Consider the following 23,849-nt stretch of genomic DNA (forward strand, 5'->3'; position numbering starts at 1 on the left):
CCGGGCTTTCTTCAGGCCAGCGCCACGGCCTCGATTTCCACCTTCAACCCGAAATGCAGCGCCCCCGTGGGCACCACGGCGCGCGCGGGCCGGTGTGCGCCGGCCCAGTCCGCGTAGATGCGGTCGAAGGCCGGCCAGTGCGCCATGTCGTCCAGGTACACGCGCACCTGCAGCAGCCGCGGCACGCCGCTGCCGGCCAGCTCCAGCGCCGCTGCCAGGTTGGCCAGCGCCTGCCGGGCCTGGTCCTCGAAGCTGGCGTCCACCAGGCGCGTGCCGTCGGGCCGTATGGGCAGCTGCCCTGACACGAAGACCAGCCCCTGGCCCGTGGCCGTGTGGCTGTAGTGGCCGCCCGGCGCAGGCAGGTTCGGCGATGCATGGCGCAGATCGATCCCGTTTTCACCAGCCATGGAGCCGCTCCCAGGTTTGCACCGAGCCATCTACCGCCAGCGCCTGGTAGGCCGGGAACTGCGCGCCCGTGGCGCAGGCATGGTTGGGCAGGATGCGCAGCCGCGTGCCCAGGGGAAAGCGGGCGGCGATGTCGGCCTCTATCGCGCCATCAGCGCGCGCCAGGATGCCGTGCTCCTGGTTGGCGCCGGTCAGCACGAAGCCCGGCATCACCTCGCCATGCAGGTCGCAGACCTGGCCGTAGCCGAAGTCCTGCCGCTGTTTCGCCGTGCCCCGGTCGCGGCTCATGGCCATCCAGCCTGCGTCCACGATGGCCCAACCCTTGTCGGCCTGGTGGCCGATCACGGTGGCCAGCACCGACAGCGCCACGTCCTCGGCCGTGCACACGCCGATGTTGCGCATCACCAGGTCGAAGAACACATAGACGCCTGCGCGCACCTCGGTCACGCCGTCCAGCCGGCATGCCGCCAGCGCGGTGGGCGTGGAGCCCACGCTGACCACGGGGCACGGCAGGCCGGCCGCGCGCAGGGCTTCGGCGGCCTGCACGCAGCCGGCGCGCTCGCGCTCGGCCAGCGCCTGCAGCGCCTCGGGCGTGTCCAGCTCGTAGCTGGAGCCGGCATGCGTGAGCACACCACCCAGGCGCATGCCGCCGTCGTGCAGCGTGCGGCCAATGGCCAGCAGCAGCGGCGCATCTTCGGCGCCCACGCCGGAGCGGTGGCCGTCGGTGTCGATCTCTATCCATACCTCGAAGGCCTCGCCCTGTTCGCGGCCGAACGCGGCAATGGCCTGGGCCGCCGCCACGCTGTCCACGATGAGCTTGAGATCGCAGCCGCGCCGGCGCAGTTGCAGGGCCTGCGGCAGGCGGTGCGGCGCCATGCTGACTGCATAGAGGATGTCGGTGGTGCCAGCGGCAAAGAACTGCTCGGCCTCCTTCAGGGTGGAGACCGTGATGCCCGAGGCCCCGGCCGCGCGCTGCGCGGCGGCCACGGGCACGCTCTTGCTGGTCTTCACATGGGGGCGCAGGCGCACGCCCTGCGCGTCCATGCGCTGCTGCATGCGGTGGATGTTGCGCTGCATGCGTGCGAGGTCGATCACGGCAGCGGGCGTGTCCAGGGTCAGAAGTGTGTCTTGCATGGTGTTTCTCTCTCCATCGTCAATCCAGGTATTGGCCTTTGGCCTTGAGGGCAGGCACGTCGTTGCGCAGTCCCTGTTCGATCAAGGCGGAGACCGTGGCCGGCACGGCCTGCTCGGGCGACGGCAGCTCCACCCCCAGCGCGGCCATCTGTGCGCGCAGGCCCGCATCGCCCATGGCGTGCTGCAGCGACCGCGTCAGCCGCGCGAGCACCGCCGGCGGCGTGCCGCGTGGTGCGAAGATCGCGTTCCATGAGCGCGCCTGCAGGGGGTGGCCGGCCTCGGCGCTGGCCGCCGTGCCCGGCAGCTGAGCCAGGCGCTGTGTTCCCAGCACCGCAATCGCCTTGATGCGGCCGCCCGCGATCTGCGGCAGCGCCGTCGTCGTCTGGTCGCACATGAAATCGGTCTGTCCGCCAATGAGATCGTTCATGGCAGGCGCGATCCCGCGATAGGGAACATGGATGGGGCTTTGGCCCAGCGCCGACAGCAGCAGCACGCACCCATAGTGCGATATCGAGCCCACGCCGGCGCTGCCATAGGAGGCTGCGGCCTGGTTGCGCTTGAGCCAGTCGGCGAACTGGCGCAGGTCGGAGGCCGGCAGATTGGCACGCGCCAGCAGCAGCATGGGCGCCGCGCCCGCAGGTCCCACAGGGGCGAAGTCGGCCACGGGGTCATAGGGCAGCTTGCGGTACAAGGCCACATTGACCACATGCGTGCCTATGCCGCCAAAGGACAGGGTGTAGCCGTCGGCGGCGGCCTTGCGCGCCTGGTTCAGGCCGATGGTTCCATTGGCGCCACCCAGGTTCTCGATCACCAGGGGTTGGCCCAGATGCTCCCCCATCTTCTGAGCCACGGCACGGGCCAGCGCATCGCTGGGGCCTCCCGGGGGAAACGGCACGACCAGCGTGACCGGCCTGGCCGGAAAGGCAGCGCCGGCCTGCGCCAGGGCTCCCTGGCTCCACGCCATGGCACAGACGATGGACAGGACCGGGAATGCGGACACAAGGGACAACGGCAGGGCTGGACGCAGCTGCATGGCAGGCTCCTCACAAGGGTGGACAGGAAAGGACGGCGGGCACAGCACCGGCTGCACCCTCGGGGTTCAACCCTGCTGCAGGGAAAAGTCCCTGAGCCAGCGCAGTGCCGGCGCCAGCGTGGGTGCTTCGGCCTCGGCCTGCGGCGCGCCCGTGGGCCGCGACAGGCCCACGCGGTTGTGCCAGAAGGTACGCAGGCCCACGGCCGAGGTGCCGAACAGGTCATAGCCCGATCCGGCCACGAAGGCGGCCTGGCCCGCAGGCAGCCCCAGCCGGTCCAGCGCCAGCTGGTAGGGCCGGGGGTCGGGCTTGTAGAAGCCTGCTGCTTCCGAGGTCACCACCACATCCCAATCCACGCCCAGCAGCGCGGCGGCACGTTGACCCAGGCGCTCGGAGCAATTGGTCACCACGGCCAGGCGGCAGTGCGGGCGCAGGGCGGCCAGCAGCTCGCGTGCGCCATCCCAGGGCTGCAACTGCTCCCATTGCGCCTCCAGCCTGTCGGCCACCGCCTCGGGCAGGCCCCGGTTGCGGGCCGCCGTGCGCACCAGGTCCTCATAGGGCTGGTAGGCGCCGCAGCCATAGGTCAGGCGCAGGTATTCGGCGCGCCAGTCGCGCCCGGCAGCCTCGCTGCCGGCGGCCGCATTCCAGACGGTCCAGGAGTCCAGCAAGGCGGTCAGCAGGTCGAAGAGCACGGCCCGGGGCCATGCGGCAGAGGTGGGGTATGGGGTGTTCATGACTTGGCACTGTACGGACCAAGACCATGGTCGTGGTTAAATCCGCCGTCATCAATCGTTAAGGCAAATTGAATGATTGCCATCGAAGACCTGCAGCTTGCCGCCGCCTTGCTACGCGAAAGCTCGCTGAGCGCGGCGGCCCGTGCGCTTGACGTGACACCGCCTGCACTGTCCATGCGCCTGCGCCGACTGGAGGCCGAACTGGGCCTGTCCCTGGCCAACCGCAGCGCGCGGCGCCTGGCGCTGACACCCGAGGGCGAGCGCTTTGCCCGCGAGGCCGTGCGGCTGCTGGGCCAGATCGAGGAGTTGCGCGACTCGCTGCACGGCGATGCCCGCCAGCTGGGCGGCACGCTGCGCTTGGCCGCGCCCTTCGGCTACGGGCGCAGCCGGCTGGCCCCGGCCCTGGTGCCCTTCACGCGCCAGCACCCGCAACTGAAACTGCAGCTGGACCTGCGCGAAACGCCTTTCCCCGACCGCCACGATGCCGATGCCGTGGTCCACATCGGCACGGTGCGCGACTCCTCCTGGGTGGCGCGCGAGCTGGCTGCCAACGACCGCTGGCTGTGCGCCAGCCCCGACTACCTGCGCCGCCATGGCACGCCCGCCACGCCGCGCGAGCTGTTGGAGCACGCCTGCATCTGCATCCGCGAGAACGAGGAGGATGTGACGCTGTGGCACCTGCGCCCCGCCGCCAGCCGGCGTGCCGTGGACGGCCAGACCCTGCGTGTGACGCCGTCCTATGTGACCAACGATGGCGGCGTGGCCCGCCACTGGGCCGAACAGGGCCTGGGCCTGGTGCTGCGTTCGCAATGGGACATGGCACCGGCCATTGCCGAGGGCCGGCTGGTGCGCGTGCTGCCCGACTGGCATTTCGGCAGCGCGCCCGTCACCCTGCTGGTGCCCACGCGCAAGGGACGCACGGCGCGCGTGCAGGCCCTGGTGACGTTTCTGGAGCAGTGCGCCGCAGCGGGCGCGCTGTAGTGCAGGTCAGGCCGTGCGCGCGGACGTATCCCGGGCATCGCTGGCACCGTGGGTGCCCTGGCCGCGCTCGCGCAGCCACAGCACCAGGCCGCAGACCATGACCACCAGCTGCGTGCCCACCAGCAGGCCGAAGCCGGCAACGAAACCGCCGCCGGCCGAATGCGATGTCCAGCCGATGACGGCCCCCATGAGCGCGGGCATGAAGCCCGCCACCAGGGTCGCCGTGCCGTTGACGACGCCGTAGGCGCTGGCCACATGCTCGGGCCGCGCGCAGTACTGCACGGTGCTGGGGATGGCCGGGCTCATCAGGCCCCAGCAGAAGTTGGCGGCGATCAGGCAGTAGGCCGCCGCGTAGCGGTCTTCCATGTGGATGGCCAGCCAGATGGCCAGCGCCAGGCCCAGGCTGCCGCCGACGAAGATCAGCGGCACCTGGCGGCGCGGCAGGCGGTCGATGACGATGCCGCCGACCAGCACGGCCAATACCGTGGCGTACTGCGGCAGCGAGGCCAGCCAGCCCATCTCGCGCAGCGAAAAGCCGCGCGACTCCAGGTAGGCCGGCAGCCAGTTGCTGCTGCCCCAGAGGTAGGAGAAGAAGGCCGCCGACAGCACGGCCACCAGCACCAGGTAGCGCGTGTGCATGGCGCCGCGCACGATCTGGCCGACCTGGCCCACCGCCTCGCCCAGCGAGCGCGGGCGCGGCATGCCGGTGTCCACGCGGGGCATGCGGATGAAGGCCAGCACCAGCGGAATGCCGATGGCCACATTGATCAGGCCCAGCACGTGGAACGAGGTCTGCCAGTCATGGCCGGCCACCAGGTAGCCGATCAGCGGATAGCCCACCGCCAGCCCCAGTCCCGTGCCCATGTTCACGAAGGAGTTGGGCAGGCCGTTCTCGTGGCTCTGGAAATGCGCCTTGATGTAGCTGCCCGCCAGCGAGTACAGCGGCCCTTCGGAGATGCCCAGCAGGATGCGCGAGGCCAGCAGCAGGCCATAGCTGTTCATGGCCGGGGACAGAAAGGACACGGCGCCCCACAGCAGCAGGCCGACCACCAGGCTTCGGCGCACGCCGAAGAGCGCCGCGCAAAACGGCGTCAACACGAAGGAAGAAACGCCGTAGCCCACCATGAAGGCCGTGGCCAGCAGGCCCTGGCGCGTGCGGTCGTCGTGCGTCAGCCCGATGTGGTCCAGAAATCCCTGGTCGAGGATGAGGATCGAAAGGTTGATCCGGTCCACATAGGAGATGGCGACGATGATGAAGAGGCTGATCACCCCCCACCAGCGGGCCGCACGCATATCTTTCATGGCAAGTCTCTATCGCCCGATGGGCTGTATCAGAAGAAGTGGCGCACGCCCACCTCGAAGCCGGAGGAGCGGCCGCCCAGCGTGGTGCCCGGGGCCGACAGGCCCTGCACGCCGATGGACTTGGCCGCGCCGTCCTTGTTCTTGAGGAAGGCCACCGTGCCGTAGACCTGGGTGCGCTTGGACAGGTTGTGCCCGTAGCCCACGCTGATCTTGTTCCAGTCGGCATTGCTGCCGTCGGTGTTGTAGTGGCCGTAGGAGGCCTTGAACTCGCCCATGCCCACGGGCGCGGTCACGCCCAGCTGCAGGGCGGTGACCTTGAGGGCGCCGCGCTTTTCGCTGGCCCACAGCAGCATGGGCTTGGCCACGCCGAAGTCCCAGCTCAGGCCCACGTTGCTGGCCGTGAGGTTGGTCGCATCGCTGTCGCCATAGAACTTGCCCGTGGCCAGCGCGCCGTTGAAGGGGCCCTGGCGGTAGCCGAAGCGCAGGCCGCGGTAGTCGCCCTGGTTCTTGTTGGGCGCGCTGCGCGCCTGCTCGCCCATGGCCACCTGCACCTGGCCGTAGAAGCCGCCCAGGTTCTGCGGCAGGAAGTAGCTGACCGCGTTGCTGATCTGGATGGGCGCGCCGCCCGTGGCCGTGCCCGTGCCGGGAATGCCCAGCATGGTGAAGCCCATGGTGCCGCCCACGCCGTTGGTGAGGAAGGGGTCGAAGATCAGCGTGCTCAGGAAGGTGGCCGAGTCATCGCGGCCCAGGCGCACTTCGCCGAAGTCGCCCGACAGGCTCACGGTGGAGCGGCGGTTGAAGCTCAGGCCGCCACCGCTGGCCTTGCCCGAGCCGCTGTCCACGTCCATGCCCGCCTCCAGCCAGAAGCCAGCGCGCAGGCCGCCGCCCAGCTCTTCCGTGCCGCGAAAGCCGAGGCGGCTGATGTTGGCGCCGCCCGTGGACAGGCCGGTCTTGGACGGGCCGGAGCCGTTCAGGTGCGTGACGCCGACATCGACGACGCCGAAGATCTCGACCTTGGACTGCGCCGAAGCGGCACCGGGCAAGGACGCCAGGCAGGCTAGCGCCACGCCCAGCATGGGCGTATGGATGGTTTTCATGGGGTTGTCTCCTCTGGGGTGGTGGCTTGGGGGGCTTGGGGGTGGTGGGTTGTTGCCGTGCAGGTCTGATTGCCTGCTCAGATATCGAGCACTAAACGTTCGCTCTTGCAGCCGGAAACGCAGACCATCATCACTTTGTTGCTGGCCTTTTCCTTGGGGCTGAGCACCGAGTCGCGGTGGTCCGGAATGCCTTCGAGCACGCGCGTCTCGCAGGAGCCGCAGACACCTTCGCAGCAGCTGTGGTCCATCTGGATGCCGGCATCCAGCAGGGTGTCGAGCAGCGACTTCTCGGGCGTGATCTCGATGAAGCGGCCGCTGCGCTTGAGTTCCACCGTGTAGTTGCTGCGCGCATCGTCGGCGGCCTTGACCTCCACGGGCGTGAAGCGCTCGACGTGGGCGTTGGCGTGGCCCAGCTCGGCGCAGAACTTCTCGAAGGCGTCCAGCATGGGCGTGGGGCCGCAGGCGTAGTGGTGCGTGCCCGCGTCGGGCTGGCGTTGGGCCAGCAGCGCGCGCAGGTCGGGCGGGCCGCCGGCCTCGCTGTCGAAGTGCAGGTGCAGCGGCATGCCCAGCGCCTGCAGCTCTTCCAGGAAGGCCGCGCCCTTGCGCTCGCGGGCGAAGTACAGCATCTCGAACGAGCGGCCCTGGCCCTTGAGGCGGCGTGCCATGCACAGCAGCGGCGTGATGCCGATGCCGCCGGCCACCAGCACGGTGTGCGCGGCGCTTTCGTCCAGCGCGAAATGGTTGCGCGGCTCGGAGATGGTGATGGGCATGCCCACGCGCAGCGACTCGTGCACGCAGCGCGAGCCGCCGCGGCTGGCGCGGTCGCGCAGCACGCCGACCACGTAGCGGTGGCGCTCCTCGCTGGGGTTGCTCAGCGAGTAGCTGCGCACCAGGCCGTTGGGCAGGTGCAGATCGATGTGCGAGCCCGGCGTGAAGGCGGGAAGCTCCCCGCCCGCCACGGGCCGCAGGTCCACGCTGATGGTGTCCTGGGCCTCGAAGCGCAGCGTGTGCACGAAGGCCTGGAGGTTGGTGCTCATGATGCGGCGCCTTCGTCGATCTGCTCCTGGGCCAGGCGGCGCAGGTGGCGGCGCAGGCGCACCAGGCCGATGTCGTGCTGGTAGAGGTTCTCGCGCTCGTTGGCGTCCAGCTCCATCTGCTCCATCATGATCCGGTCCTGCTCCAGCACGGCCCAGTGGCGCGCCTCCAGGCGGTTGCGGTACAGGAAGCGCCAGGTGTCGCGCATCCAGCCCTGCACCTTGCGGCAGCGCCAGAAGAACACGGCGCACAGGTCGGCGCTGATGGGCGTGACGCAGGCCACGATGGCGAAGTTGCCGCCGGGGCCGCCGGTCTTGGGATAGGGGATCTCCAGGCGCATCCAGTGCACGCCCGTGCTGCCCCACTCGGTCCAGTCGAAGTTCACGCCGCGCTGGCCCACCTTCTCGAAGACGAAGCCGTCATCGGTCTCGCGCACCTGGAACGTGGCCTTGCTGTCACCCTCGGCCATGGAGTGCGACTGCTTGTGCAGGAAGGTGCCGTGCATGGGGTCCATGACGTTGTCCAGCGCATAGCGGTAGTCGCTGCGCCACTCGGCATAGCACAGGAAGTTGGAGTACTCGGGCGAGGTCAGCTCCTCGGGCAGCGTGAACTCGGGCGCCTCGTCAACGGCCTTGTCGCTGTTGTAGAGAAAGATGGCGCCATGCGCCTCGCGCGCATGGAAGGCCAGCGCCGCGCGCGAGCCTTCGAGCTTGCAGCCGGGGCTGCCGGGCACCTTGGTCACGGTGCCGTCGCAGCGCACTTCCACGCCGTGGTAGGGGCAGGCCAGGCGGTCGCCCAGGATCACGCCCTGCGACAGCGGCGCGCCGCGGTGCGGGCAATGGTCTTCCAGCGCGTGGACCTGGCCGGCGGCATCGCGCCACAGCGCGATCTTGCGGCCGAAGCGGCGCACGGACACGGGCTGGGTCTTCACGAAGTCCGAGGGGCAGACCGCGTACCAGAGGTTCTTCAGGCCTTTGTTGAGCAGGCCGTCCACCGGATCGATGGTGATGGTTTGTACGTTCATGGGGCTCTCCAGTCCTGCTCGGTATCAATAGCCCAGCCGCGCCATCAGCGCCTGGAAGCTGTCTTCGGTCCAGGCCTCGCCGTTCTCGCCGGAGGGGCCGCTGCGGTTGAGGTAGGCCACCAGTTCGGGCAGGGTCTGCACGCCTTCGCCGAAGGCGCGTTCGATGGAATCGCCCAGCAGGTCTTCCATCAGGGTGGGGGCACGTTCGCGCGCCTGGTGCGGCTCGAGATAGCGATCAGCGGCCATGGTTCTCTCCTTCGAAAACTGTCTTGTGTGGGGGGTGCTCAATCAGCCCTGATATCCAGGTCTTTGATGAGCTTGCCGAAGCGATTGAAATCGGCGGCATTCGTCTTTTCCAGGCGCGCGGGCTCGCCGCCTGCGGGCAGCGCGCCGAAGGTGGCCATCTTGGAGACCACGTCGGGCATCTTCAGGATCTCGTTGAGGTGCGTGTTCAGCAGCTTCACGGTCTCGGGCGACATGCCCTTGGGGCCGAACAGGCCCTGCCATGCGGACACTTCCACATCCTTGACGCCCAGCTCGGCCAGGGTGGGCACATTGGGGGCCAGCGCGCTGCGCTGGCTGTCGGCCACGGCCAGGGCGGTGACCTTGCCGCCGACGTAGGGCGCGATCGGGCCCCAGGTCATGAAGGTCGTGGGCACATGGCCGCCGATCAGGTCGTTGACTGCAGGTGCCACGCCCTTGTAGGGAATGTGGGCGATGCGCGTGCCGGCGGCGCGGTTGAACATCTCGCCCAGGATGTGCATGGGCGAGCCGCTGCCGGGGCTGGCGTAGGTCAGGCCGTCGCGCTTGCCCTGGGCGATCAGGGTCTTCATGTCCTTGATGCCCGAGGCCTGGTTGGTGGCCACGAACATGGGCTGCACGCTGGTCTGCACGATGGGCGTGAAGCCGTGCAGCACGTCGTAGCTGGAGCCCGAGGCCGTCTTGAGCACGAACTGCGCGATGGCGAAGGTATTGGGCGCCAGCAGCAGCGTGTAGCCGTCCGGCGAGGCCTTGGCCACATGCACGCTGCCGATGGTGCCGCTGGCGCCGGGGCGGTTGTCCACCAGCACGGGCTGGCCCAGGCGCGTGGACAGCTTCTCGGCATACAGGCGCGCCATGGCATCGGTGTCGCCACCGGCCGGATAGGCCACGATGATGGTGATGGGCTTGGCCGGATAGGCCTGGGCCATCGCGGTGCCGGACAGCGTGGCTGCAGCCAGGAATGCAGCGGCAAGAGAAACCTGGCGACGTGTCTTGTTCATGGTGGGGGCCGTGGGGTGGTTGGGTTGTGGGGGTAGGCCGTCAGGCGCGGTCTCAATGCCGCTTGTCGGTGATGAATTTCCCGTCGCTGGTACCCACGCCCTTTTGGCGCCGGGTGTTGCCGTCGATGCCGCCATCGATGGCCCATTCGGCAAACACCGTGGGGCCGGGCTCGAACTCGCGGGGCTGCCAGTCGGCGGTGAGCTGGTCCTCGTCGGCGTAGTACTCGACCAGGGCGCCGGCCGGATTGCGGAAGTACCAGAAATAGGCCGAGGACACGGGATGGCGGCCCGGGCCCAGCTGGGTGTCCCAGCCGCAGCGCGAGATGTGCATGCCGCCGCCGAAGACCTCGTGGATGTCGCGCACCGTGAAGGCCACGTGGTTCAGGCCAGCGTCCTTGGCGGGGCGCTGCAGCAGGAAGATGTCGTGGTGGCCGCCGTCGGGTGCGCAGCGCAGGAAGGCACCGCGCTCGGGGTAGCGGTCCGAGGCTGCGAAGCCGAAGTTGTCCACGTAGAAGCGCTCGCAGGCCTGCACGTCCTTGACGAAGAACACCACATGGCCGACCTCGATGGGCTGGGCGCGTTCGTAGGCCGGGCTGGCCTGGTTGACGCGGTCCTTGCGGTTCCAGGTGTTGTAGGCGGCGCCTTGCACATCCACATCACGCTTTTGCGTGACCTGCAGGCGCACGGACAGGCCATTGGGGTCGGTGCAGCCTATGCGCCCCTGGCCCTGTGTGAAGCCCGGCAGCGCGGCAATGCGGCTGGCGTACAGCGCAAGGTCCGCCTCGCTTTCCACACCCCAGACCACTTCGCGCAGCGTGGGGCCGGCCTCGATGGCGGGCGGCAGATCGGGATGGTCCACGGCGGCCACGATCACGCGGCAGCCGTTGAGGGTCTCGAACACCAGCCGGTCGTCCGCTTCCTGCACCAGCGCCAGGCCCCAGTCCAGGAAGAAGCGGCGGCAGGTGGCCAGGTCGTCCGCGCCGTAGGTGATTTCGTCTATGCCCAGTACGCTCATGTCGATTCCCTTTCAGTTCGCCCAGGCCAAAGGCTGGTCGTTCAAGCCCCAGTACATGCTCTTCTGCTCCATGTACTGCTGTATGCCCAGCCGTCCCTTCTCGCGGCCTAGGCCGCTGTCGCGCCAGCCGCCGAAGGGCGTGGAGATGGAGAACTGCTTGTAGGTGTTGATCCAGACCGTGCCGGCCTGCACGGCGCGGCCAATGCGCCAGGCGCTCTTGTAGTCGCGCGTCCAGATGCCGGCGGCCAGCGCGTAGACGCTGTCGTTGGCCTGGGCGAGCAGGTCGTCCTCGTTGTCGAAGGGCATGGCCACGAGCACGGGGCCGAAGATTTCCTGCTGGCAGATCTGCCAGTCGTTCTTCACGCCGTCGATGATGGTGGGGCGGTAGTAGTAGCCGCGCTCGAACTGCGCGCCCTCGGGCCGCTGGCCGCCCGTGAGCAGCCGGCCGCCCTCGGACAGACCCAGGGCCACATAGCTCTCTATGGATTCGCGGTGCTTGGCGGTGATCAGCGGCCCCATCTGCGTACGCTCGTCGGCCGGGTCGCCCACCTGCAGCGCGGCGGCCTTGGCCGTCAGGCGCTGCATGAATTCGGCATGCAGGCTGCGCGCCACGAACAGGCGCGAGCCCGCGATGCACGACTCGCCCGAGGAGCTGAAGATGCCGTAGAGCACGCCGTTGACGGCATGATCGATGTCGGCATCGGCCAGCACCATGGTGGCCGACTTGCCGCCCAGCTCCAGCGAGACCGGCATCATCTTGTCTGCCGCGATGTGGGCGATGTGCTTGCCCGTGGACGTGCCGCCCGTGAACGACACGCGCTTGACCAGCGGATGCTTGGTGATGGCGTCGCCGATCACCGAGCCCCGGCCCGGCAGCACGCTGACCAGGCCCTTGGGCACGCCGGCCTCTTCGCAGATCTTCGCCAGCTCCAGCGCCAGCAGCGGCGTGGCCTCGGCGGGCTTGACGACCACGGCGTTGCCGGCGGCCAGCGCCGGAGCGAGCTTTTGCGCCTCGCTGGCGATCGGCGAGTTCCACGGCGTGATGGCCGCCACCACGCCCATGGGCTCGTACACGCTCATGGTCATGAAGTCGCCGCGCGAGGGCGTGATGGTTTCCTCCATGGTCTCGCAGGCCGCTGCAAAGAACTGGAAGGTGGCGGCGGCGCTGGCCACCAGCATGCGTGTTTCCTTGATGGGCTTGCCGTTGTCCAGGCGCTGCAGCTGGGCCAGGGGCTCGGCGCGCTCGCGGATCAGCTGGGCCACGCGGTGCAGCACGGCCGCGCGCTCATGGGGCTTTTTCTGGGCCCAGCCGCTGGTGCGGAAGGCGTGGTCGGCCTTCTGGATGGCCTCCTCCACATCCTCCAGGCTGGGCGCGCGCAGGCGGCCCACCACTTCGCCGGTGGCGGGATAGAGCGTGGTGGATTCGCCACCGCCGCCCAGGCGCCATTCGCCGGCGATATTGATGGGGAGCAGTTCCAGGTTCGACATGGTGAGCCTCTCTCGTTCGTTCGAATCCAGCCGCCTCAGGCGGCCTTGGACGCCGTGCTGGTGGCCGGGATCTGGTCCAGCTTGTTCACGGGCGGGCCAGAGAACGTGGCCTTGAAATTGCCGATGGCACGCATGTCGATCTCCAGCAGGAAGGGGCCCTTCTTCGTCCAGGCCGACTGCAGCACCGCCGGCAGCTCTTTGAGGTCTTGCACGCGGGCATGGGGCAGCTGGATGGAGGCGCACAGCTGCGCGTAGTCGGGCGTGTGCAGCTCCACATAGCAGCGGCGGCCGCCGTAGGAGGCGTCCTGGATGTTCTGGATCACGCCGTAGCGCTGGTCGTTCATCAGCACGATCAGGGTGTCGCACTCTTCCTGTACCAGCGTGGCCAGCTCGCCCAGGTTCAGGATGAAGCCGCCATCGCCCGCCAGGCCCAGCGTCTTGCGGCCCGAGCCGCTGACCGCCGCGCCCACGGCCGCGCCGATGGCCATGGGCATGCCCATGCCGATGCCGCCGCCCGTGGCGTGCACACCCGCGTTGGGCTCGAAAAAGCGCAGCTCGCGGTTGCCCCAGGTGCTGTTGGAGACGGTCACGTCGCGCACCCAGTTGAAGTTGCGGCCCACGGCCTTTTGCAGCTCCTGCACCAGCACGCTGTACGGGCCCAGGCCGTCGCGCATGGTGGCCACGGCCTCGTCGTGCACCTGGCGCAGGTCGGCCAGCAGCTCGGGGTCGGCCTTGTAGCCGCGCGCCTCCAGCCGGTCGGCCAGGCCCGTCAGCGCCAGGGCCGAGTCGCCACAGACAAAGCCGTCATCGGCATAGCAGCGGCCCTGCTGGGCGGCGTCCACATCGATGCGCAGCAGCGGGCGCGGCAGCTTCAATTCGTACTTCAGCGTCTCGTTGCTGCGCAGGCGCGTGCCCACGGCCAGCATGGCGTCGCAGCGCTGGTAGAAGGCCTCCACGGGCTTTTGGATGTTGTAGGCGCCCAGCGAGGCCGGATCGTCCTCGGCCACGATGCCGCGGCCCTGGCCCGTGCTGACGATGCCGAAGCCCAGCGCCTTCAGGCGCTGCACGGCAGCGACTGCGTGGCGTGCGCCGCCACCCAGCCACAGCAGCGGGCGGCGTGCCTTGGCCAGCGTGTCGGCCAGCGCATCCAGCGATGCCTCGCTGGGGGCCAGCACGGCCACCGGCAGCGGCGACAGGTCGGCCGGCATGTCGATCACGGTCTGCTGGATGTCGATGGGAATCTCAACGCTCACCGGACCGGTCGGCGCGGTCATGGCGGCCTGCACGGCGGCCTTCAGGGTGGACAGGCAGGTCTCGGCGCTGCGCACGCGGAACGCCGCCTTGGACACGGCGCCCAGCATGGTCAGCTGGTCGGGCGCCTCGTGGATGTACGACAGCTTCTGGTCCAGGTACTGCGTCTCGATCTGGCCCGTGATGTGCAGCAGCGGCGTGCCGGCCGTATAGGCCTCCACCAGGCTGCCGGCGATGTTGCCTGCGGCCGGGCCGGTGCTGGTGATGCACACGCCCAGGCTGGAGGTGGAACGCGCGCAGGCATCGGCCATGTTGCCGGCGCCGGCCTCGCCGCGCGCCATCACGAAGCGGACCCTGCCGCGCGCATGCATCGCGTCCAGGATGGGCATGTTGTGGATGGAGATCACCCCGAACGCGGCCTGCACGCCGCAGTGTTCGAGGAACTGGGCCACAACGGCGCCGACGGTGATTTTGGATGCGGAAGAAGTCATGTTCTGCTTTGAATCGGGTGAAGGGGCTGAAGCACTACGCTTGCCGTGCAAGACCACCGGAGACGTCGATGTGGCTGCCGGTCGTGTAGGAGGACAGGGGCGTGGCGAGATAGAAGATGGCGCGCGCGGCCTCGTCGGGCGAGCCCAGGCGGCCCAGCGGAATGGACTTCTTGCGGGCGAGGTCGGCGCTCCAGGCGTTCCAGTCCTGGCTGCGGTCCTCGCGCGCCTCGAAGCGGCGGCGCCACTGGCCGGACTCGATCAGGCCGACCAGGATGCCGTTGACGCGCACGCCCTTGGGCGCGAACTCGGTGGCCATGGAGCGCACCAGGTTCTTGAGGCCGGCGCGCGCGGCCGAGGTGGCCACCATGTGCGGCTCGGGCTGCGAGGCCAGCAGCGAATTGACGCAGACGATGGCCGGCTCAGCCGTGCGCTCGAGCTGCGGCAAAAAGGCGCGCGTGGGATGCAGCACCGAGAAGAACTTCAGGTGCAGCTCCTCGGTCCAGGCCGCATCGTCGGTGCTGGCAAACGTCGAGACCCGGCCCTGGCCCGCGTTGTTCACGAGGATGGAGGCCGGACCCAGCGCAGCCTCGCTGTCGCGCGCGAACTGCTGCACCTGGGCGGCGTCGAGCACGTCGCAGGCCTGGGCGAACAGGCGGGCCTCGGGATGGCGTCCGCGCAGTTGCTGCACGGCCTGCTCCAGGCGTTCGGCGCTGCGCCCGCACAGGGCGACACGCGCGCCCTGCGACAGCAGCAGATCGACCGTGGCCAGGCCAATGCCCGAAGAGCCGCCGGTGACGACGGCCGTGGTGTCCTTGAGTTGGGAATCAAACATGGCCGCCTCCTGCGCGCCGGGAATTGAGGGAAAGCAGCTGTGCCGTCTGCGTTTGCGGGCGGTAGTTCAGCAGCTCGGACAGCTCGGCCGCCGCGTCGCAGACGCCGGCGATCAGGGTCTCGGCACGGCCCTCCTCCACATGGGGCGCGGGGACCGTCGTGCCCAGCGCCGCCACCACGCGGCCGCTGTGGTCGCGCACGGGGGCGGCGATGGTGCAGATGGAGCTTTCGTAGAAGCCTTCGCTGAACACATGGCCGCGCTCGCGGTCGGCCTCGACCAGGTTGAACAGGTCCAGCACCGTGCGCGGCGTCTTGGGCGTGTGCGCTTCCAGGTGCTCCTCGGGATAGAGCGCGCGCAGCTCGGGCAGGGACAGGTCGGCCAGCAGCACGCGGCCCAGGGCCGTGGCATGGGCGGGCAGGCGCGTGCCCACACGCACCGAACTGGTCAGCGGCGTGGGTGGCGTGACCTTGGCCACATAGACGATGGAGCGGCCATCACGCACCACGATGTTGCAGGGATAGCGGATCTCGCCGCACAGCCGTGCGATCACGGGCTGGCCCAGCTCGGTCAGGTCCATGGACGACAGGAACTCGAAGCCCAGGCGCAGCACGGACAGGCCCAGCCGGTAGTCATTGCTGCCCTTGGCACGCTGCAGAAAGCCCATGGCCTCCAGCGTGTTGAGCATGCGGAACACCGTGGCGCGCGGCAGCTGCAGGCGGCGGGCCAGCTCGGGCGCGCCCAGCGTGGCATTGCCGCGCCCGAACTCCTGCAGCAGGCGCAGGCCGCGCTCCAGCGCGGGCACCATGTACTTGTCGGTGCCGTTGTCCGCGCTTTCGGCGCTCTCGGCATTCCCGGAAGAGGGGGTGTCGGTCATGGCGAAACCCCTTCAATTCATGACGAAGCCGCCGTTGACGGGCAGCACCTGCCCCGTCACGAAGCGCGCGCCATCGGACAGCGCATAGGCCACGGCGCCCGACACATCCTCGGGCCGCTGCTCGCGCTGCAGCGCGCGCTGGTCGATGTACAGGCGGTGGCGGTGCTCGGGCACGTATTCCGTGGCCTCCACCAGCACCAGGCCCGGCGCCACGGCGTTGATGGTGATGCCGTCGGCGCCCAGCTCGCGCGCCATGGAACGCGTCATGGCCATCACAGCGCCCTTGCTGGCCACATAGGCCATCAGGTTGGGGGCGCCCCACATCGCGGTGTCGGACGCCAGGTTCACGATGGCACCCCGGCCGCTGTCGCGCAGCGCGGCGCGGCAGGCCCGCGTCATCAGCCACACGCCGCGCACGTTCACGTTCATCACCTGGTCCCACTTGTCCAGATCGATGTCGTCCATGCCCTTGCCGCCCGAATCGGTCACGGCCGCGTTGTTCACCAGGCCGTCCAGCCCGCCCAGCGCCTGCACGGCCTGCTGCGCGCAGCGCTCTATCGACTCCGGATTGCCGGCATCCAGCCCGAAGCCATGGGCCTCGAAGCCCTGCGCACGCAGCCGGGCCACGGACTCGGCCAGCAGCTCCTCGCGCAGATCGGCCATGGCGACACGCGCGCCCTGCTCGCAAAAGGCCTTGGCGAACGCAAAGCCCAGGCCGCGCGCCGAGCCTGTGACGAGGATGCGGCGGCCGGCAAGCTGGCCTGTGGAGGGCGTGGTGTTCATGGCGTACCTCAATCGAAGGGGGTTTGTGTCTGTTTCAAATTTGAAATGACACTTTTTTCTTGAAACAAGCGTGAGTTTAGGACTGATGGTTCGGGGTGGGATTGGGGAAAACACGGAGACGTGTGGGAAATGGATGACAGAGGTGTGTCTGGGTGTGTTTTGGATGGGGGCGTTTTTATGGCTTGCGAGGACATGCCCGCCCTGCGGGCGCGTTCATACGGGGAGTGGGGTGCGGGCCGTCGCTTCGCTCGGCCTGGGGTTTGAGGCGGGGTTGTGGAATGCCTCTATGATTTCGGTGGCCCCCTGTTCCGGGGCTGGTGCTTGAAAACACCATCAACACACAGCGGCAGAGCCTCCCCGAAAGTGAGGCCTCGTCACGTCTGAACACTTGGACAGTGGGCATCGCACCCGCACGTCCACACGGTTTTGGATGGGATGGGGCTACCCGCAAGGCTGCCCGCACGTCTGTGTGCGTGTTTTCAACATCCCATCCACCCTTTCTGCGCTTGAAAACGCAGGTCGGGTGTTTCCGTCTCGCACAGGAGTACGAAAACATGAACGATCAGCGCACCGCTCTTCCCACACGCGCCAGCTTCGAGCAACTGGCTCGCACCATCACCGAAACCAATGGATGGGTACAGGAAGGCTGCAACGAAATACGGGCCCTGGCCCAACTTGCATTGGCCAGCCTCCATGCCCCAGAAGACTTGCGACGTCCGCAAGCCATGGCTCACGCACTGCGCGCCATCCGCGATGGCGCTGAGTCACTGGCCGACTATGTGCAAGGCGAAGCCAGAAGCGTAGGTTGCGACCCCACTCAAAGCCCATAGCCGCGAGGGCGGCCACATCCGGCCGAGCGCAGCGAAGGGGTCGCGGGCATTCGGGTTGCCGTCTTTGACCTGACCTTTATTGGCGCATCAAGATGGGCCATCGGCTGCCAGGCCAGGAACCAGGCATCGAAACCAAGCAATCGCAGTGGCAGGAATTCCCCTCGCGTCCAGCGTCAAGGCTTTGGCCTCCGATGACACACGGGCTACACGGTCATCAGTAACGACACGCAGCAAAATAGTACTTTTTTAGATACACTTTTCCGATGGAAGAGCCCATTCTTTCCGTTGTCTTCTACCGATCCGATGCCGGCAAGGAGCCTGTGCGTGACTGGCTTCGTGAACTTACGGTGGAAGACCGCAAAGCCATCGGCGCCGATATCAAGACCGTCCAATACAACTGGCCTCTGGGCATGCCGGTAGTACGCAAGATGGAGCCAGGACTGTGGGAGGTGCGGTGCAGCATTGCCGATGGCATCGCACGTGTCCTATTCACGGCCCAGAATGGAAAAATGGTTCTGCTGCATGGCTTCATCAAGAAGTCGGCCAAGACCCCCGCGCCGGATCTGACAACTGCCAGAAACCGGCTCAAGAAGCTGAGGAATACCCCATGAACAAACATCTAGGCAGCAATTTCGATGACTTCCTCGAAGAAGAAGGCCTGCTTGAGGAGGCCACAGCTATCGCAGTGAAGCGGGTGATTTCCTCGCAATTCGCACAGGCGATGAAAGCCCAGAAAGTCAGCAAGACCGAGATGGCGACACGCATGCGCACCAGCCGCATGGTGGTGAACCGCCTGCTGGACGAAAACGACACCGGCGTCACCCTGGCCACGTTGGCCCGCGCCAGCGTGGCGCTTGGCACGGCTTTGCACTTTGAACTGGACGATGCGACGGTTCTCCAGGCATCAGCGGCATAAAAGCACGACCGCTCAGCGCTGCGCCGACAGCCGCCGCAAAAACCCATCCACCACCCGCAACGCATACCGACTCGCCACCACCCTCACAAACTCCGCAAAGTCCACATGCGCACTGTCATCCGCCCGATCGGAAACAGTCCGCATGGCCGCAAACGGCACGCCATAGTCCAGGCAGGCCTGCGCCACCGCAGCGCCTTCCATCTCCACCGCCAGCACCTCATGCCCTGCAGCACGCAGGCCCTGCGCCAAGGCGCAAGAAGCGCCCGCCGTGCCCACGAACTGGTCACCGCTGGCAATCAGCCCCTGGTGCGCGCGCGGCGCCGTGGTGGCGTGGGCGGCGCGCAGGTCTTCGCCCGCCTCGGCCACGCAGGCCTGGGCGGCGGCCAGCAGCGCGGCGGTCATTTCAGGGTCGCAGGGCAGGCGCGTGCGTCCGTAGCCGGGCATTTCCCAGCGCGGGAAGATGGGCGAGGCGTCCAGGTCGTGCTGCAGGTATTCGTCGGCCACGACGACATCGCCCACGCGCACGCCTTCGCCCAGGCCGCCGGCGACGCCGGTGAAGGCGATGCGGCGCACGCCGAAGCGCTCGATCAGTGCCGTGGCCGTGGTGGCGGCCGCCACCTTGCCTATGCCCGACAGCGCGCAGACCACGTCGTGCCCATGCAGCCGCCCGCGCCAGAACATGCGGCCGGCGTGGGCCGTGCCCTGGGCGTCGGACAGGGCATGGACCAGGCCTTCCTGTTCCTGCGGCAGGGCACTGAGGATGGCGATGGTCATGGTGGCTTCTCTTTCAACGGCACAGGGAAAAAGCAAAGGCGGCCCGGGGGCCGCCTGCGGGGCGAAAGCGCCCATTGTGCCGCGAGCCTGTGCCCGGCGCGGCTCAGATGGCGATGGCCGTGGCCTGGTTGAGCACGGCGCGCACCACGCTGTAGACGGTGAGGGCCGAGGTCTTGGGGTTGGCCGCCAGCGGCTTGCCGCGCATGGTCAATTCCATGGATCCGAAGGCGCCGCGTGCGGCCACATGGTGCACGTTCTCGTCCACGCCCGGGTCGGCGTACAGGCGCACCGTGGTGCGGTCCAGGCCCATGCCGGCCAGCGACAGGGTGGCGGCCACGTTGGCGTTCTTGGGGTAGAGCTGGGCGGCCTCGCGCGCGCTGCCTTCGAAGATGCAGAAGGCTTCCTTGAGGCTGGCAAGGTCGCAGCGCTGTTCTGCGGGCGTGCCGGTCCAGGCCAGGGGCGGCTTGCGGCCGGTGTAGACCACTTCATCCAGGCCGCCGATGCGCGCAGCGGCCAGCGCATCCACGCCGCCGATGGCACCCGACAGCAATTGCACCTGGGTGCCTCCGGCCTCGGCCGCCGCCTGCACGGCCTCGGCCATGCCCGGGGCGCTGAGTGCGCCGATGGAGGCCACGACGGCAGGAATGCCGCGCCGCAGGGCGGGCAGCACATGTTCCTCGATGGCGGCATGGCCCGCGCACTCCACGATGAGGTCGGGCCGGTCTTCGGCCGCCAGCGAAGGCACGGCACGCGCCTGGGGCGCATGCAGGACCAGGGTGGCGCGCACGGCGTCGGTCACTTCCGGCACAAGCACCCAGCCCACCTGCACGGCGGCATGTCCCTTGAGCAGTTCGAGCACGCTGGCGCCAATCGCACCGCAGCCAATCACAGCAATCTTCATCGTCATATCTTTCTGGGAAGGAATGCGCTGGCGGCCGGTGTGCCCACCATCCGTTCAGCGCAGAAAACCGGGATGCTGGGTGCGCAGGTGGCCGGCCAGCTCATCGGCGGCGGCACGTACCTGCTCCACCCAGTCGGCCATGCGGCCGGGAGCGATTTCGGTGAAGGCCACGGCCATGCCCAGGCCCGCCACGATGCGCCCCTGCGCATCGCGCACGGGCGCGGCGATGCTGGAGACGCCGGGCTCGTAGAAGCCCTCGCCCATGGCGTAGCCGCGTTCATGGTCCTGCTGCAGCAACTGCAGCAACTGTTCCACGCTGCGCGGCGTGCTTTCCGAGAACTGGGGCAGTTCGCTGCCGCCGAACAGGGCGCGCAGCTGGTCCGCGTCCATGTCCTGCAGCAGTGCCCGGCCCAGCACGGTGGCATGGGCCGGCAGCCGCGAGCCCACGCGCACGGCGCCCTGGAAGGCGCCGGCCGGCGCGATGCGCGCCACGTAGACCACGGAGGTGCCGTCCAGCAGCGCCAGGTTGGTGGTGAAGCCCAGCCGGTCGCACAGCGACTGCAGCACGGGCTCGGCCAGCTGGGCCAGCGGCTGGGTGGACAGGTAGTCGTAGCCCAGGCGCAGCACGGCCAGGCCCAGCCGGTATTCGGTGCCCGAGCGTTGCAGATACCCCATGTTCTCCAGCGTCGTCAGCATCCGGAACACCGTGGAACGCGGCAGCGCCAGGGTGCGCGCCAGGTCGGGCGCGCTCCACACGGGCTGCGAAGGCGTGAAGCAGGCCAGCAGGCGCAGGCCGCGCTCCAGCGCGGGAACGGTGTAGCGGTCGTTGTCGGTGGAGAGGGTTTCGGAGGTATCGCTCATCGCAATTCGGGCAGGTAGGCCATCAGGTCAGCAGGGTGGCCAGCCTCTGTGCGACATCCGCAGGTTGTTCGACGACAGAGGCATGGCCGGCTGCCGCAAGCGTAACGTACCGCGCCCCCAGTCTTGCGGCCCAGGCCGCGCAGGCAGCCGGCGGCGTGACCACGTCGTGCTCTCCCACCCAGACCTCGACCGGCATAGCAAGGCGCCCCGCCGCCTGCCCCAGGTCGCTGCCGCACAGCAGCTCCACGGCCTGGGCGTAGCCTGCGGCATGCAGGCGCGCCGTGTTCCAGCGCACCCATTGGCGCACGGGCTCGGGCGCGGCGGGCGAGACCAGGCGCTGGTCGATGGCGGCAGCCAGGCCTTCGATGCCTTTTTCCTGCAGGGCCGCAAGACGGCCCTGGCGTACCTTGGCCTGCTGCTCGCCCATGCCGGGTGCGCCATAGCCGCCAGCGGGGCTGATCAGCACCAGTTGCTGCACGCGCCCGGCACCGGCCTGCACCGCCCAGGGCGTGCCCATGAGCGCACCCAGCGAGTGGCCCACCAGCAGGCAGCGGCGCACGCCCAGCGCCTGCAGCGACTGCTCCAGCACGCGGGCGTAGTCGGCGCCCGTGGGCGCGGCGGGTGTCAGCGGCGTGGAGCGGCCATAGCCGGGCGCGTCCCAGGCCAGCACACGCGTGCGCGGCGCCAGCGCCAGGGCCACGTCCATCCAGGACGCGGCGCCCGAGCTGATGCCGTGCAGCATCACCACGGCAAAGTCCGAGGCCGTGTCGCCGGCCTCGCGCCAGGCGACCTGGGCGCCACCGGGCAGGGCGATGAGATGTTCGGGGAACTGCGCCTGAAGGCGCTGCTCCATGCGTTGCAGCGTCTGCGCGGTCATGGCGGGCCCGCTACTCAACGTTTGATTTTTGCCAGAGGGTGCTCGGGCGGGTATGTGGGCGTGATGGGCTTCTTGGCGCCCAGCATCACGCACATCAGCGCGTCTTCGTCGCCGATGTTGATTTCCTCGCGGTACACGCCGGGCGGCACGGAGACCACGTCGCGGTCGGTCAGGATGGTCTCGAAGCGCTGGCCGTCCTTCTCCAGCACGAGCTTGAGCTTGCCGCGGATCAGGAAGAAGACTTCCTCCACATCGGTGTGCAGGTGCGAGGGGCCTTCATTGCCGGCCGGGATGACCATGGTGGAGAAGGTGAAGTGCTCGGCCGGGATGGTGTTGCTGTCCGCAGCCACGCCCGTGCCGCCCGTGCCGATGTAGCGCATCTGGCCACGGCGGTACTTGGGATCGAAGTCGGCCTGGAACTTCAGCGCGTCGAAGTCGTACTTGCGCGTGGAAAACCGCGCCACGCGCGATTCCATCCATTGTTCGAAGCTGGAGCCTTCGGGCTGGTCCCAGGTGCGGGGCGTGTTCTGAGCGGATTCGGACATGTGTCTCTCCATCAACGTCGGTGGATCATGGCGGGGAAGGCGCCATTTGTTTTATCCATGAATCACAGTTCATGGGGTAAAACAATTATAGGAAGATTGATCGCACGCAACAAGGGCCACATGCGCAGCGGCATGTGGCCCCTTTGCTGCCCCGTCTGTTAGGGAACAGCGATGCGGGTGCAACAGCGATGGCCGTGCCTCAGGCAGCCATGCTGCGCCGCCCAGGCCGAAAGCCCGCATGGCTGGCCGGCCAGACCACGGACAGGCAGGCCAGCGCCAACACCGCCAGCGCCCAGGGCAAGGCGCGGGCACCCAGCCAGCCCAGCAGCAGTCCACCCGCCACGCCGCCGCTCGCCACGGCCAGGTTGAAGACCGTCACCAGCATGGACTGGGCCAAGTCGGCGCCCTCGCCCGCCGCATCGGCCAGCGCGGTCTGCAGCAGCGTGTGTGCGCCGCCAAAGCTCAGGCCCCAGGCCGCAACCCCGATCAGAACGGCCACGGCCGACTGCCCGGCCAGGCCCAGCACCAGCGCAGACACGGCGAACAAGGCCAGGCTCAGCACGGTGAGCGCGCGCAGCCAGCGGTCCACCAGCAGGCCCGTGAGCCAGATGCCGGCAATGGCCGCAAGGCCGAACAGCAGCAGCACCCCATCCACCCTTTGCCCCAGACCCGCCGAAGCCAGGAAGGGCGCGATGAAGGTGTAGAGCATGTTGTGGGCCAGCATCCAGCCGAACAGCGCCAGCAGCACGGGGCGCACGCCGGGCACGAGCAGGATGCGCGCCACGGGCTGGCGTTGGTGCGCCGTCTGCCCGGCGTAATCCGGCACACCCAGCCGCACCCAGGCCAGCAGCAGCAGGCATAGCGCCGACAGCGCCCAGAACACGCCACGCCAGTCGAACAGGCTGCCCAGCCAGGCGCCCAGCGGCACGCCGGCCGCCAGGGCCAACGGCTGGCCCACGCCCGCCACGGCCAATGCGCGCCCCTGCAGATGCGGCGGCACCATGCGCCGCGCATAGCCGGCCACCAGCCCCCAGATCACGCCGGCAGCCATGCCTGCGGCAAAGCGGGCGACCAGGGTCAGGCCGTAGTGGCCGGACAGCGCGGTGAGGCTGTTGAACAGCAGCAGCCCGCCCACCGCCGCCATGAACAGCGGCCGGCGCCTGAGCCCGCGCGTGGCGGCCACGACGGGAATGGCGGCCAGTACCGAACCCAGCGCGTACAACGTGACCATCTGGCCGGCCATGGCTTCGGACACTGCCAGTCCCGTGCCGATCTGGGGCAGCAGGCCGGCCGGCAGGGCCTCGGTCATGATGGCCAGAAAGCCTGCCATCGCCAGGGCCAGCAGCCTGCCCAGCGGCAGGCCTGTGTCGAAGGAGGTGTCCATGGGCGAATTCATTGCCTTGTCC

General features: G+C 68.5%; 26 protein-coding genes. 4 read left to right on the forward strand and 22 right to left on the reverse strand.

Features of this window, described 5'->3' with window-relative positions; genetic code table 11:
* Window positions 1–11: 11 nt before the first annotated feature.
* From AAN986_RS26320 to AAN986_RS26335, 4 genes are all read right to left on the reverse strand, one after another.
* On the reverse strand, window positions 12–407 hold the full coding sequence (locus AAN986_RS26320; protein ID WP_016452039.1) for a RidA family protein: 396 nt from the start codon (window positions 405–407) through the stop codon (window positions 12–14).
* Window positions 397–1,539: a DSD1 family PLP-dependent enzyme gene (locus AAN986_RS26325; protein WP_047217888.1), complete on the reverse strand. Its 1,143-nt coding sequence runs from the start codon at window positions 1,537–1,539 to the stop codon at window positions 397–399. The genes AAN986_RS26320 and AAN986_RS26325 overlap by 11 nt, the downstream gene beginning before the upstream one ends.
* Before the next feature lie 19 nt (window positions 1,540–1,558).
* Entirely contained in the window at window positions 1,559–2,572 is a 1,014-nt protein-coding gene (locus AAN986_RS26330) for a tripartite tricarboxylate transporter substrate binding protein BugD (protein ID WP_349335531.1), read from the reverse strand.
* 66 nt (window positions 2,573–2,638) lie between these two features.
* Window positions 2,639–3,304 carry an HAD-IA family hydrolase gene (locus tag AAN986_RS26335; protein ID WP_349335532.1) on the reverse strand — a complete coding sequence of 222 codons (666 nt, stop codon included), beginning with the start codon at window positions 3,302–3,304 and terminating at the stop codon, window positions 2,639–2,641.
* A 72-nt stretch (window positions 3,305–3,376) separates the two neighbouring features.
* Between AAN986_RS26335 and AAN986_RS26340 the strand changes: the two genes are divergently transcribed.
* Window positions 3,377–4,285 (forward strand): LysR family transcriptional regulator, encoded by a 909-nt coding sequence (locus AAN986_RS26340; protein WP_034363435.1) that lies wholly within the window; start codon window positions 3,377–3,379, stop codon window positions 4,283–4,285.
* Between the two features lie 6 nt (window positions 4,286–4,291).
* Here the strand turns inward: AAN986_RS26340 and AAN986_RS26345 are convergent, their stop codons facing one another.
* From AAN986_RS26345 to AAN986_RS26400, 12 genes are all read right to left on the reverse strand, one after another.
* Window positions 4,292–5,587 (reverse strand): MFS transporter, encoded by a 1,296-nt coding sequence (locus AAN986_RS26345; RefSeq protein ID WP_016449106.1) that lies wholly within the window; start codon window positions 5,585–5,587, stop codon window positions 4,292–4,294.
* Window positions 5,588–5,616: 29 nt separating this feature from the next.
* Complete coding sequence (locus AAN986_RS26350) at window positions 5,617–6,684, reverse strand: porin (protein WP_013804504.1); 1,068 nt, start codon at window positions 6,682–6,684, stop codon at window positions 5,617–5,619.
* 77 nt (window positions 6,685–6,761) lie between these two features.
* Entirely contained in the window at window positions 6,762–7,721 is a 960-nt protein-coding gene (locus AAN986_RS26355) for a PDR/VanB family oxidoreductase (RefSeq protein ID WP_012202897.1), read from the reverse strand.
* Window positions 7,718–8,743 (reverse strand): aromatic ring-hydroxylating dioxygenase subunit alpha, encoded by a 1,026-nt coding sequence (locus tag AAN986_RS26360; RefSeq protein ID WP_016449104.1) that lies wholly within the window; start codon window positions 8,741–8,743, stop codon window positions 7,718–7,720. Before AAN986_RS26360 ends, AAN986_RS26355 begins: the two co-directional genes overlap by 4 nt.
* A 24-nt stretch (window positions 8,744–8,767) precedes the next feature.
* Window positions 8,768–8,989, reverse strand: a complete 222-nt coding sequence (locus tag AAN986_RS26365) for a recombinase-like helix-turn-helix domain-containing protein (RefSeq protein ID WP_016452043.1) — start codon at window positions 8,987–8,989, stop codon at window positions 8,768–8,770.
* A 38-nt stretch (window positions 8,990–9,027) separates the two neighbouring features.
* The gene (locus AAN986_RS26370; RefSeq protein ID WP_047217886.1) at window positions 9,028–10,005 is read right to left on the reverse strand and encodes a tripartite tricarboxylate transporter substrate binding protein; all 978 of its coding nucleotides are present in this window, start codon (window positions 10,003–10,005) and stop codon (window positions 9,028–9,030) included.
* 52 nt (window positions 10,006–10,057) lie between these two features.
* The gene (locus AAN986_RS26375; RefSeq protein WP_047217885.1) at window positions 10,058–11,020 is read right to left on the reverse strand and encodes a VOC family protein; all 963 of its coding nucleotides are present in this window, start codon (window positions 11,018–11,020) and stop codon (window positions 10,058–10,060) included.
* 12 nt (window positions 11,021–11,032) lie between these two features.
* A complete protein-coding gene (locus tag AAN986_RS26380) occupies window positions 11,033–12,508 on the reverse strand; it encodes an aldehyde dehydrogenase (protein ID WP_047217884.1) in 1,476 nt (491 codons plus the stop codon).
* A gap of 35 nt (window positions 12,509–12,543) precedes the next feature.
* The gene (locus AAN986_RS26385; RefSeq protein WP_047217883.1) at window positions 12,544–14,250 is read right to left on the reverse strand and encodes a thiamine pyrophosphate-binding protein; all 1,707 of its coding nucleotides are present in this window, start codon (window positions 14,248–14,250) and stop codon (window positions 12,544–12,546) included.
* A 34-nt stretch (window positions 14,251–14,284) separates the two neighbouring features.
* Window positions 14,285–15,082: an SDR family oxidoreductase gene (locus AAN986_RS26390; RefSeq protein ID WP_047217882.1), complete on the reverse strand. Its 798-nt coding sequence runs from the start codon at window positions 15,080–15,082 to the stop codon at window positions 14,285–14,287.
* Window positions 15,075–15,956 (reverse strand): IclR family transcriptional regulator, encoded by an 882-nt coding sequence (locus tag AAN986_RS26395; protein WP_047217881.1) that lies wholly within the window; start codon window positions 15,954–15,956, stop codon window positions 15,075–15,077. Before AAN986_RS26395 ends, AAN986_RS26390 begins: the two co-directional genes overlap by 8 nt.
* A 12-nt stretch (window positions 15,957–15,968) precedes the next feature.
* Window positions 15,969–16,739: an SDR family oxidoreductase gene (locus tag AAN986_RS26400; RefSeq protein ID WP_012202888.1), complete on the reverse strand. Its 771-nt coding sequence runs from the start codon at window positions 16,737–16,739 to the stop codon at window positions 15,969–15,971.
* A gap of 554 nt (window positions 16,740–17,293) precedes the next feature.
* Between AAN986_RS26400 and AAN986_RS26405 the strand changes: the two genes are divergently transcribed.
* From AAN986_RS26405 to AAN986_RS26415, 3 genes are all read left to right on the forward strand, one after another.
* The gene (locus AAN986_RS26405; RefSeq protein WP_046989307.1) at window positions 17,294–17,569 is read left to right on the forward strand and encodes a hypothetical protein; all 276 of its coding nucleotides are present in this window, start codon (window positions 17,294–17,296) and stop codon (window positions 17,567–17,569) included.
* Between the two features lie 263 nt (window positions 17,570–17,832).
* Window positions 17,833–18,180 carry a type II toxin-antitoxin system RelE/ParE family toxin gene (locus AAN986_RS26410; RefSeq protein ID WP_013804511.1) on the forward strand — a complete coding sequence of 116 codons (348 nt, stop codon included), beginning with the start codon at window positions 17,833–17,835 and terminating at the stop codon, window positions 18,178–18,180.
* The gene (locus AAN986_RS26415; RefSeq protein WP_016449816.1) at window positions 18,177–18,485 is read left to right on the forward strand and encodes an XRE family transcriptional regulator; all 309 of its coding nucleotides are present in this window, start codon (window positions 18,177–18,179) and stop codon (window positions 18,483–18,485) included. Before AAN986_RS26410 ends, AAN986_RS26415 begins: the two co-directional genes overlap by 4 nt.
* Window positions 18,486–18,497: 12 nt before the next feature.
* On the opposite strand, the gene AAN986_RS26420 is transcribed toward AAN986_RS26415, so the two are convergent.
* From AAN986_RS26420 to AAN986_RS26445, 6 genes are all read right to left on the reverse strand, one after another.
* Entirely contained in the window at window positions 18,498–19,259 is a 762-nt protein-coding gene (locus AAN986_RS26420) for a 5'-methylthioadenosine/adenosylhomocysteine nucleosidase (RefSeq protein ID WP_016452051.1), read from the reverse strand.
* Window positions 19,260–19,362: 103 nt separating this feature from the next.
* Window positions 19,363–20,160, reverse strand: coding sequence for an aspartate dehydrogenase (locus tag AAN986_RS26425; RefSeq protein WP_047217880.1), 798 nt, complete (start codon window positions 20,158–20,160; stop codon window positions 19,363–19,365).
* A gap of 54 nt (window positions 20,161–20,214) precedes the next feature.
* Complete coding sequence (locus AAN986_RS26430; RefSeq protein ID WP_047217879.1) at window positions 20,215–21,021, reverse strand: IclR family transcriptional regulator; 807 nt, start codon at window positions 21,019–21,021, stop codon at window positions 20,215–20,217.
* Window positions 21,022–21,043: 22 nt separating this feature from the next.
* Window positions 21,044–21,898 (reverse strand): alpha/beta fold hydrolase, encoded by an 855-nt coding sequence (locus tag AAN986_RS26435; protein ID WP_047217878.1) that lies wholly within the window; start codon window positions 21,896–21,898, stop codon window positions 21,044–21,046.
* Window positions 21,899–21,912: 14 nt separating this feature from the next.
* Window positions 21,913–22,443, reverse strand: a complete 531-nt coding sequence (locus tag AAN986_RS26440; protein ID WP_016449821.1) for a cupin domain-containing protein — start codon at window positions 22,441–22,443, stop codon at window positions 21,913–21,915.
* Window positions 22,444–22,642: 199 nt separating this feature from the next.
* The gene (locus AAN986_RS26445) at window positions 22,643–23,839 is read right to left on the reverse strand and encodes an MFS transporter (protein WP_047217931.1); all 1,197 of its coding nucleotides are present in this window, start codon (window positions 23,837–23,839) and stop codon (window positions 22,643–22,645) included.
* Between the last annotated feature and the right edge of the window lie 10 nt (window positions 23,840–23,849).

It is taken from the genome of Delftia sp. DS1230, from assembly GCF_040112715.1.
GTDB lineage: Bacteria > Pseudomonadota > Gammaproteobacteria > Burkholderiales > Burkholderiaceae_C > Comamonas > Comamonas tsuruhatensis.

Bases quoted from the DNA above. Each gene is read 5' to 3' on its own strand.
- AAN986_RS26420 (WP_016452051.1), bottom strand. From the start codon at position 19,259: ATGACCATCGCCATCCTCAGTGCCCTGCCGCAGGAACAGGAAGGCCTG.
- AAN986_RS26435 (WP_047217878.1), bottom strand. From the start codon at position 21,898: ATGACCGCGCAGACGCTGCAACGCATGGAGCAGCGCCTTCAGGCGCAG.
- AAN986_RS26380 (WP_047217884.1), bottom strand. From the start codon at position 12,508: ATGTCGAACCTGGAACTGCTCCCCATCAATATCGCCGGCGAATGGCGC.
- AAN986_RS26345 (WP_016449106.1), bottom strand. From the start codon at position 5,587: ATGAAAGATATGCGTGCGGCCCGCTGGTGGGGGGTGATCAGCCTCTTC.
- AAN986_RS26405 (WP_046989307.1), top strand. From the start codon at position 17,294: ATGAACGATCAGCGCACCGCTCTTCCCACACGCGCCAGCTTCGAGCAA.
- AAN986_RS26385 (WP_047217883.1), bottom strand. From the start codon at position 14,250: ATGACTTCTTCCGCATCCAAAATCACCGTCGGCGCCGTTGTGGCCCAG.
- AAN986_RS26370 (WP_047217886.1), bottom strand. From the start codon at position 10,005: ATGAACAAGACACGTCGCCAGGTTTCTCTTGCCGCTGCATTCCTGGCT.
- AAN986_RS26445 (WP_047217931.1), bottom strand. From the start codon at position 23,839: ATGAATTCGCCCATGGACACCTCCTTCGACACAGGCCTGCCGCTGGGC.
- AAN986_RS26365 (WP_016452043.1), bottom strand. From the start codon at position 8,989: ATGGCCGCTGATCGCTATCTCGAGCCGCACCAGGCGCGCGAACGTGCC.
- AAN986_RS26375 (WP_047217885.1), bottom strand. From the start codon at position 11,020: ATGAGCGTACTGGGCATAGACGAAATCACCTACGGCGCGGACGACCTG.
- AAN986_RS26360 (WP_016449104.1), bottom strand. From the start codon at position 8,743: ATGAACGTACAAACCATCACCATCGATCCGGTGGACGGCCTGCTCAAC.
- AAN986_RS26350 (WP_013804504.1), bottom strand. From the start codon at position 6,684: ATGAAAACCATCCATACGCCCATGCTGGGCGTGGCGCTAGCCTGCCTG.
- AAN986_RS26395 (WP_047217881.1), bottom strand. From the start codon at position 15,956: ATGACCGACACCCCCTCTTCCGGGAATGCCGAGAGCGCCGAAAGCGCG.
- AAN986_RS26325 (WP_047217888.1), bottom strand. From the start codon at position 1,539: ATGCAAGACACACTTCTGACCCTGGACACGCCCGCTGCCGTGATCGAC.
- AAN986_RS26440 (WP_016449821.1), bottom strand. From the start codon at position 22,443: ATGTCCGAATCCGCTCAGAACACGCCCCGCACCTGGGACCAGCCCGAA.
- AAN986_RS26410 (WP_013804511.1), top strand. From the start codon at position 17,833: ATGGAAGAGCCCATTCTTTCCGTTGTCTTCTACCGATCCGATGCCGGC.
- AAN986_RS26335 (WP_349335532.1), bottom strand. From the start codon at position 3,304: ATGAACACCCCATACCCCACCTCTGCCGCATGGCCCCGGGCCGTGCTC.
- AAN986_RS26320 (WP_016452039.1), bottom strand. From the start codon at position 407: ATGGCTGGTGAAAACGGGATCGATCTGCGCCATGCATCGCCGAACCTG.
- AAN986_RS26425 (WP_047217880.1), bottom strand. From the start codon at position 20,160: ATGAAGATTGCTGTGATTGGCTGCGGTGCGATTGGCGCCAGCGTGCTC.
- AAN986_RS26390 (WP_047217882.1), bottom strand. From the start codon at position 15,082: ATGTTTGATTCCCAACTCAAGGACACCACGGCCGTCGTCACCGGCGGC.
- AAN986_RS26400 (WP_012202888.1), bottom strand. From the start codon at position 16,739: ATGAACACCACGCCCTCCACAGGCCAGCTTGCCGGCCGCCGCATCCTC.
- AAN986_RS26430 (WP_047217879.1), bottom strand. From the start codon at position 21,021: ATGAGCGATACCTCCGAAACCCTCTCCACCGACAACGACCGCTACACC.
- AAN986_RS26330 (WP_349335531.1), bottom strand. From the start codon at position 2,572: ATGCAGCTGCGTCCAGCCCTGCCGTTGTCCCTTGTGTCCGCATTCCCG.
- AAN986_RS26355 (WP_012202897.1), bottom strand. From the start codon at position 7,721: ATGAGCACCAACCTCCAGGCCTTCGTGCACACGCTGCGCTTCGAGGCC.
- AAN986_RS26340 (WP_034363435.1), top strand. From the start codon at position 3,377: ATGATTGCCATCGAAGACCTGCAGCTTGCCGCCGCCTTGCTACGCGAA.
- AAN986_RS26415 (WP_016449816.1), top strand. From the start codon at position 18,177: ATGAACAAACATCTAGGCAGCAATTTCGATGACTTCCTCGAAGAAGAA.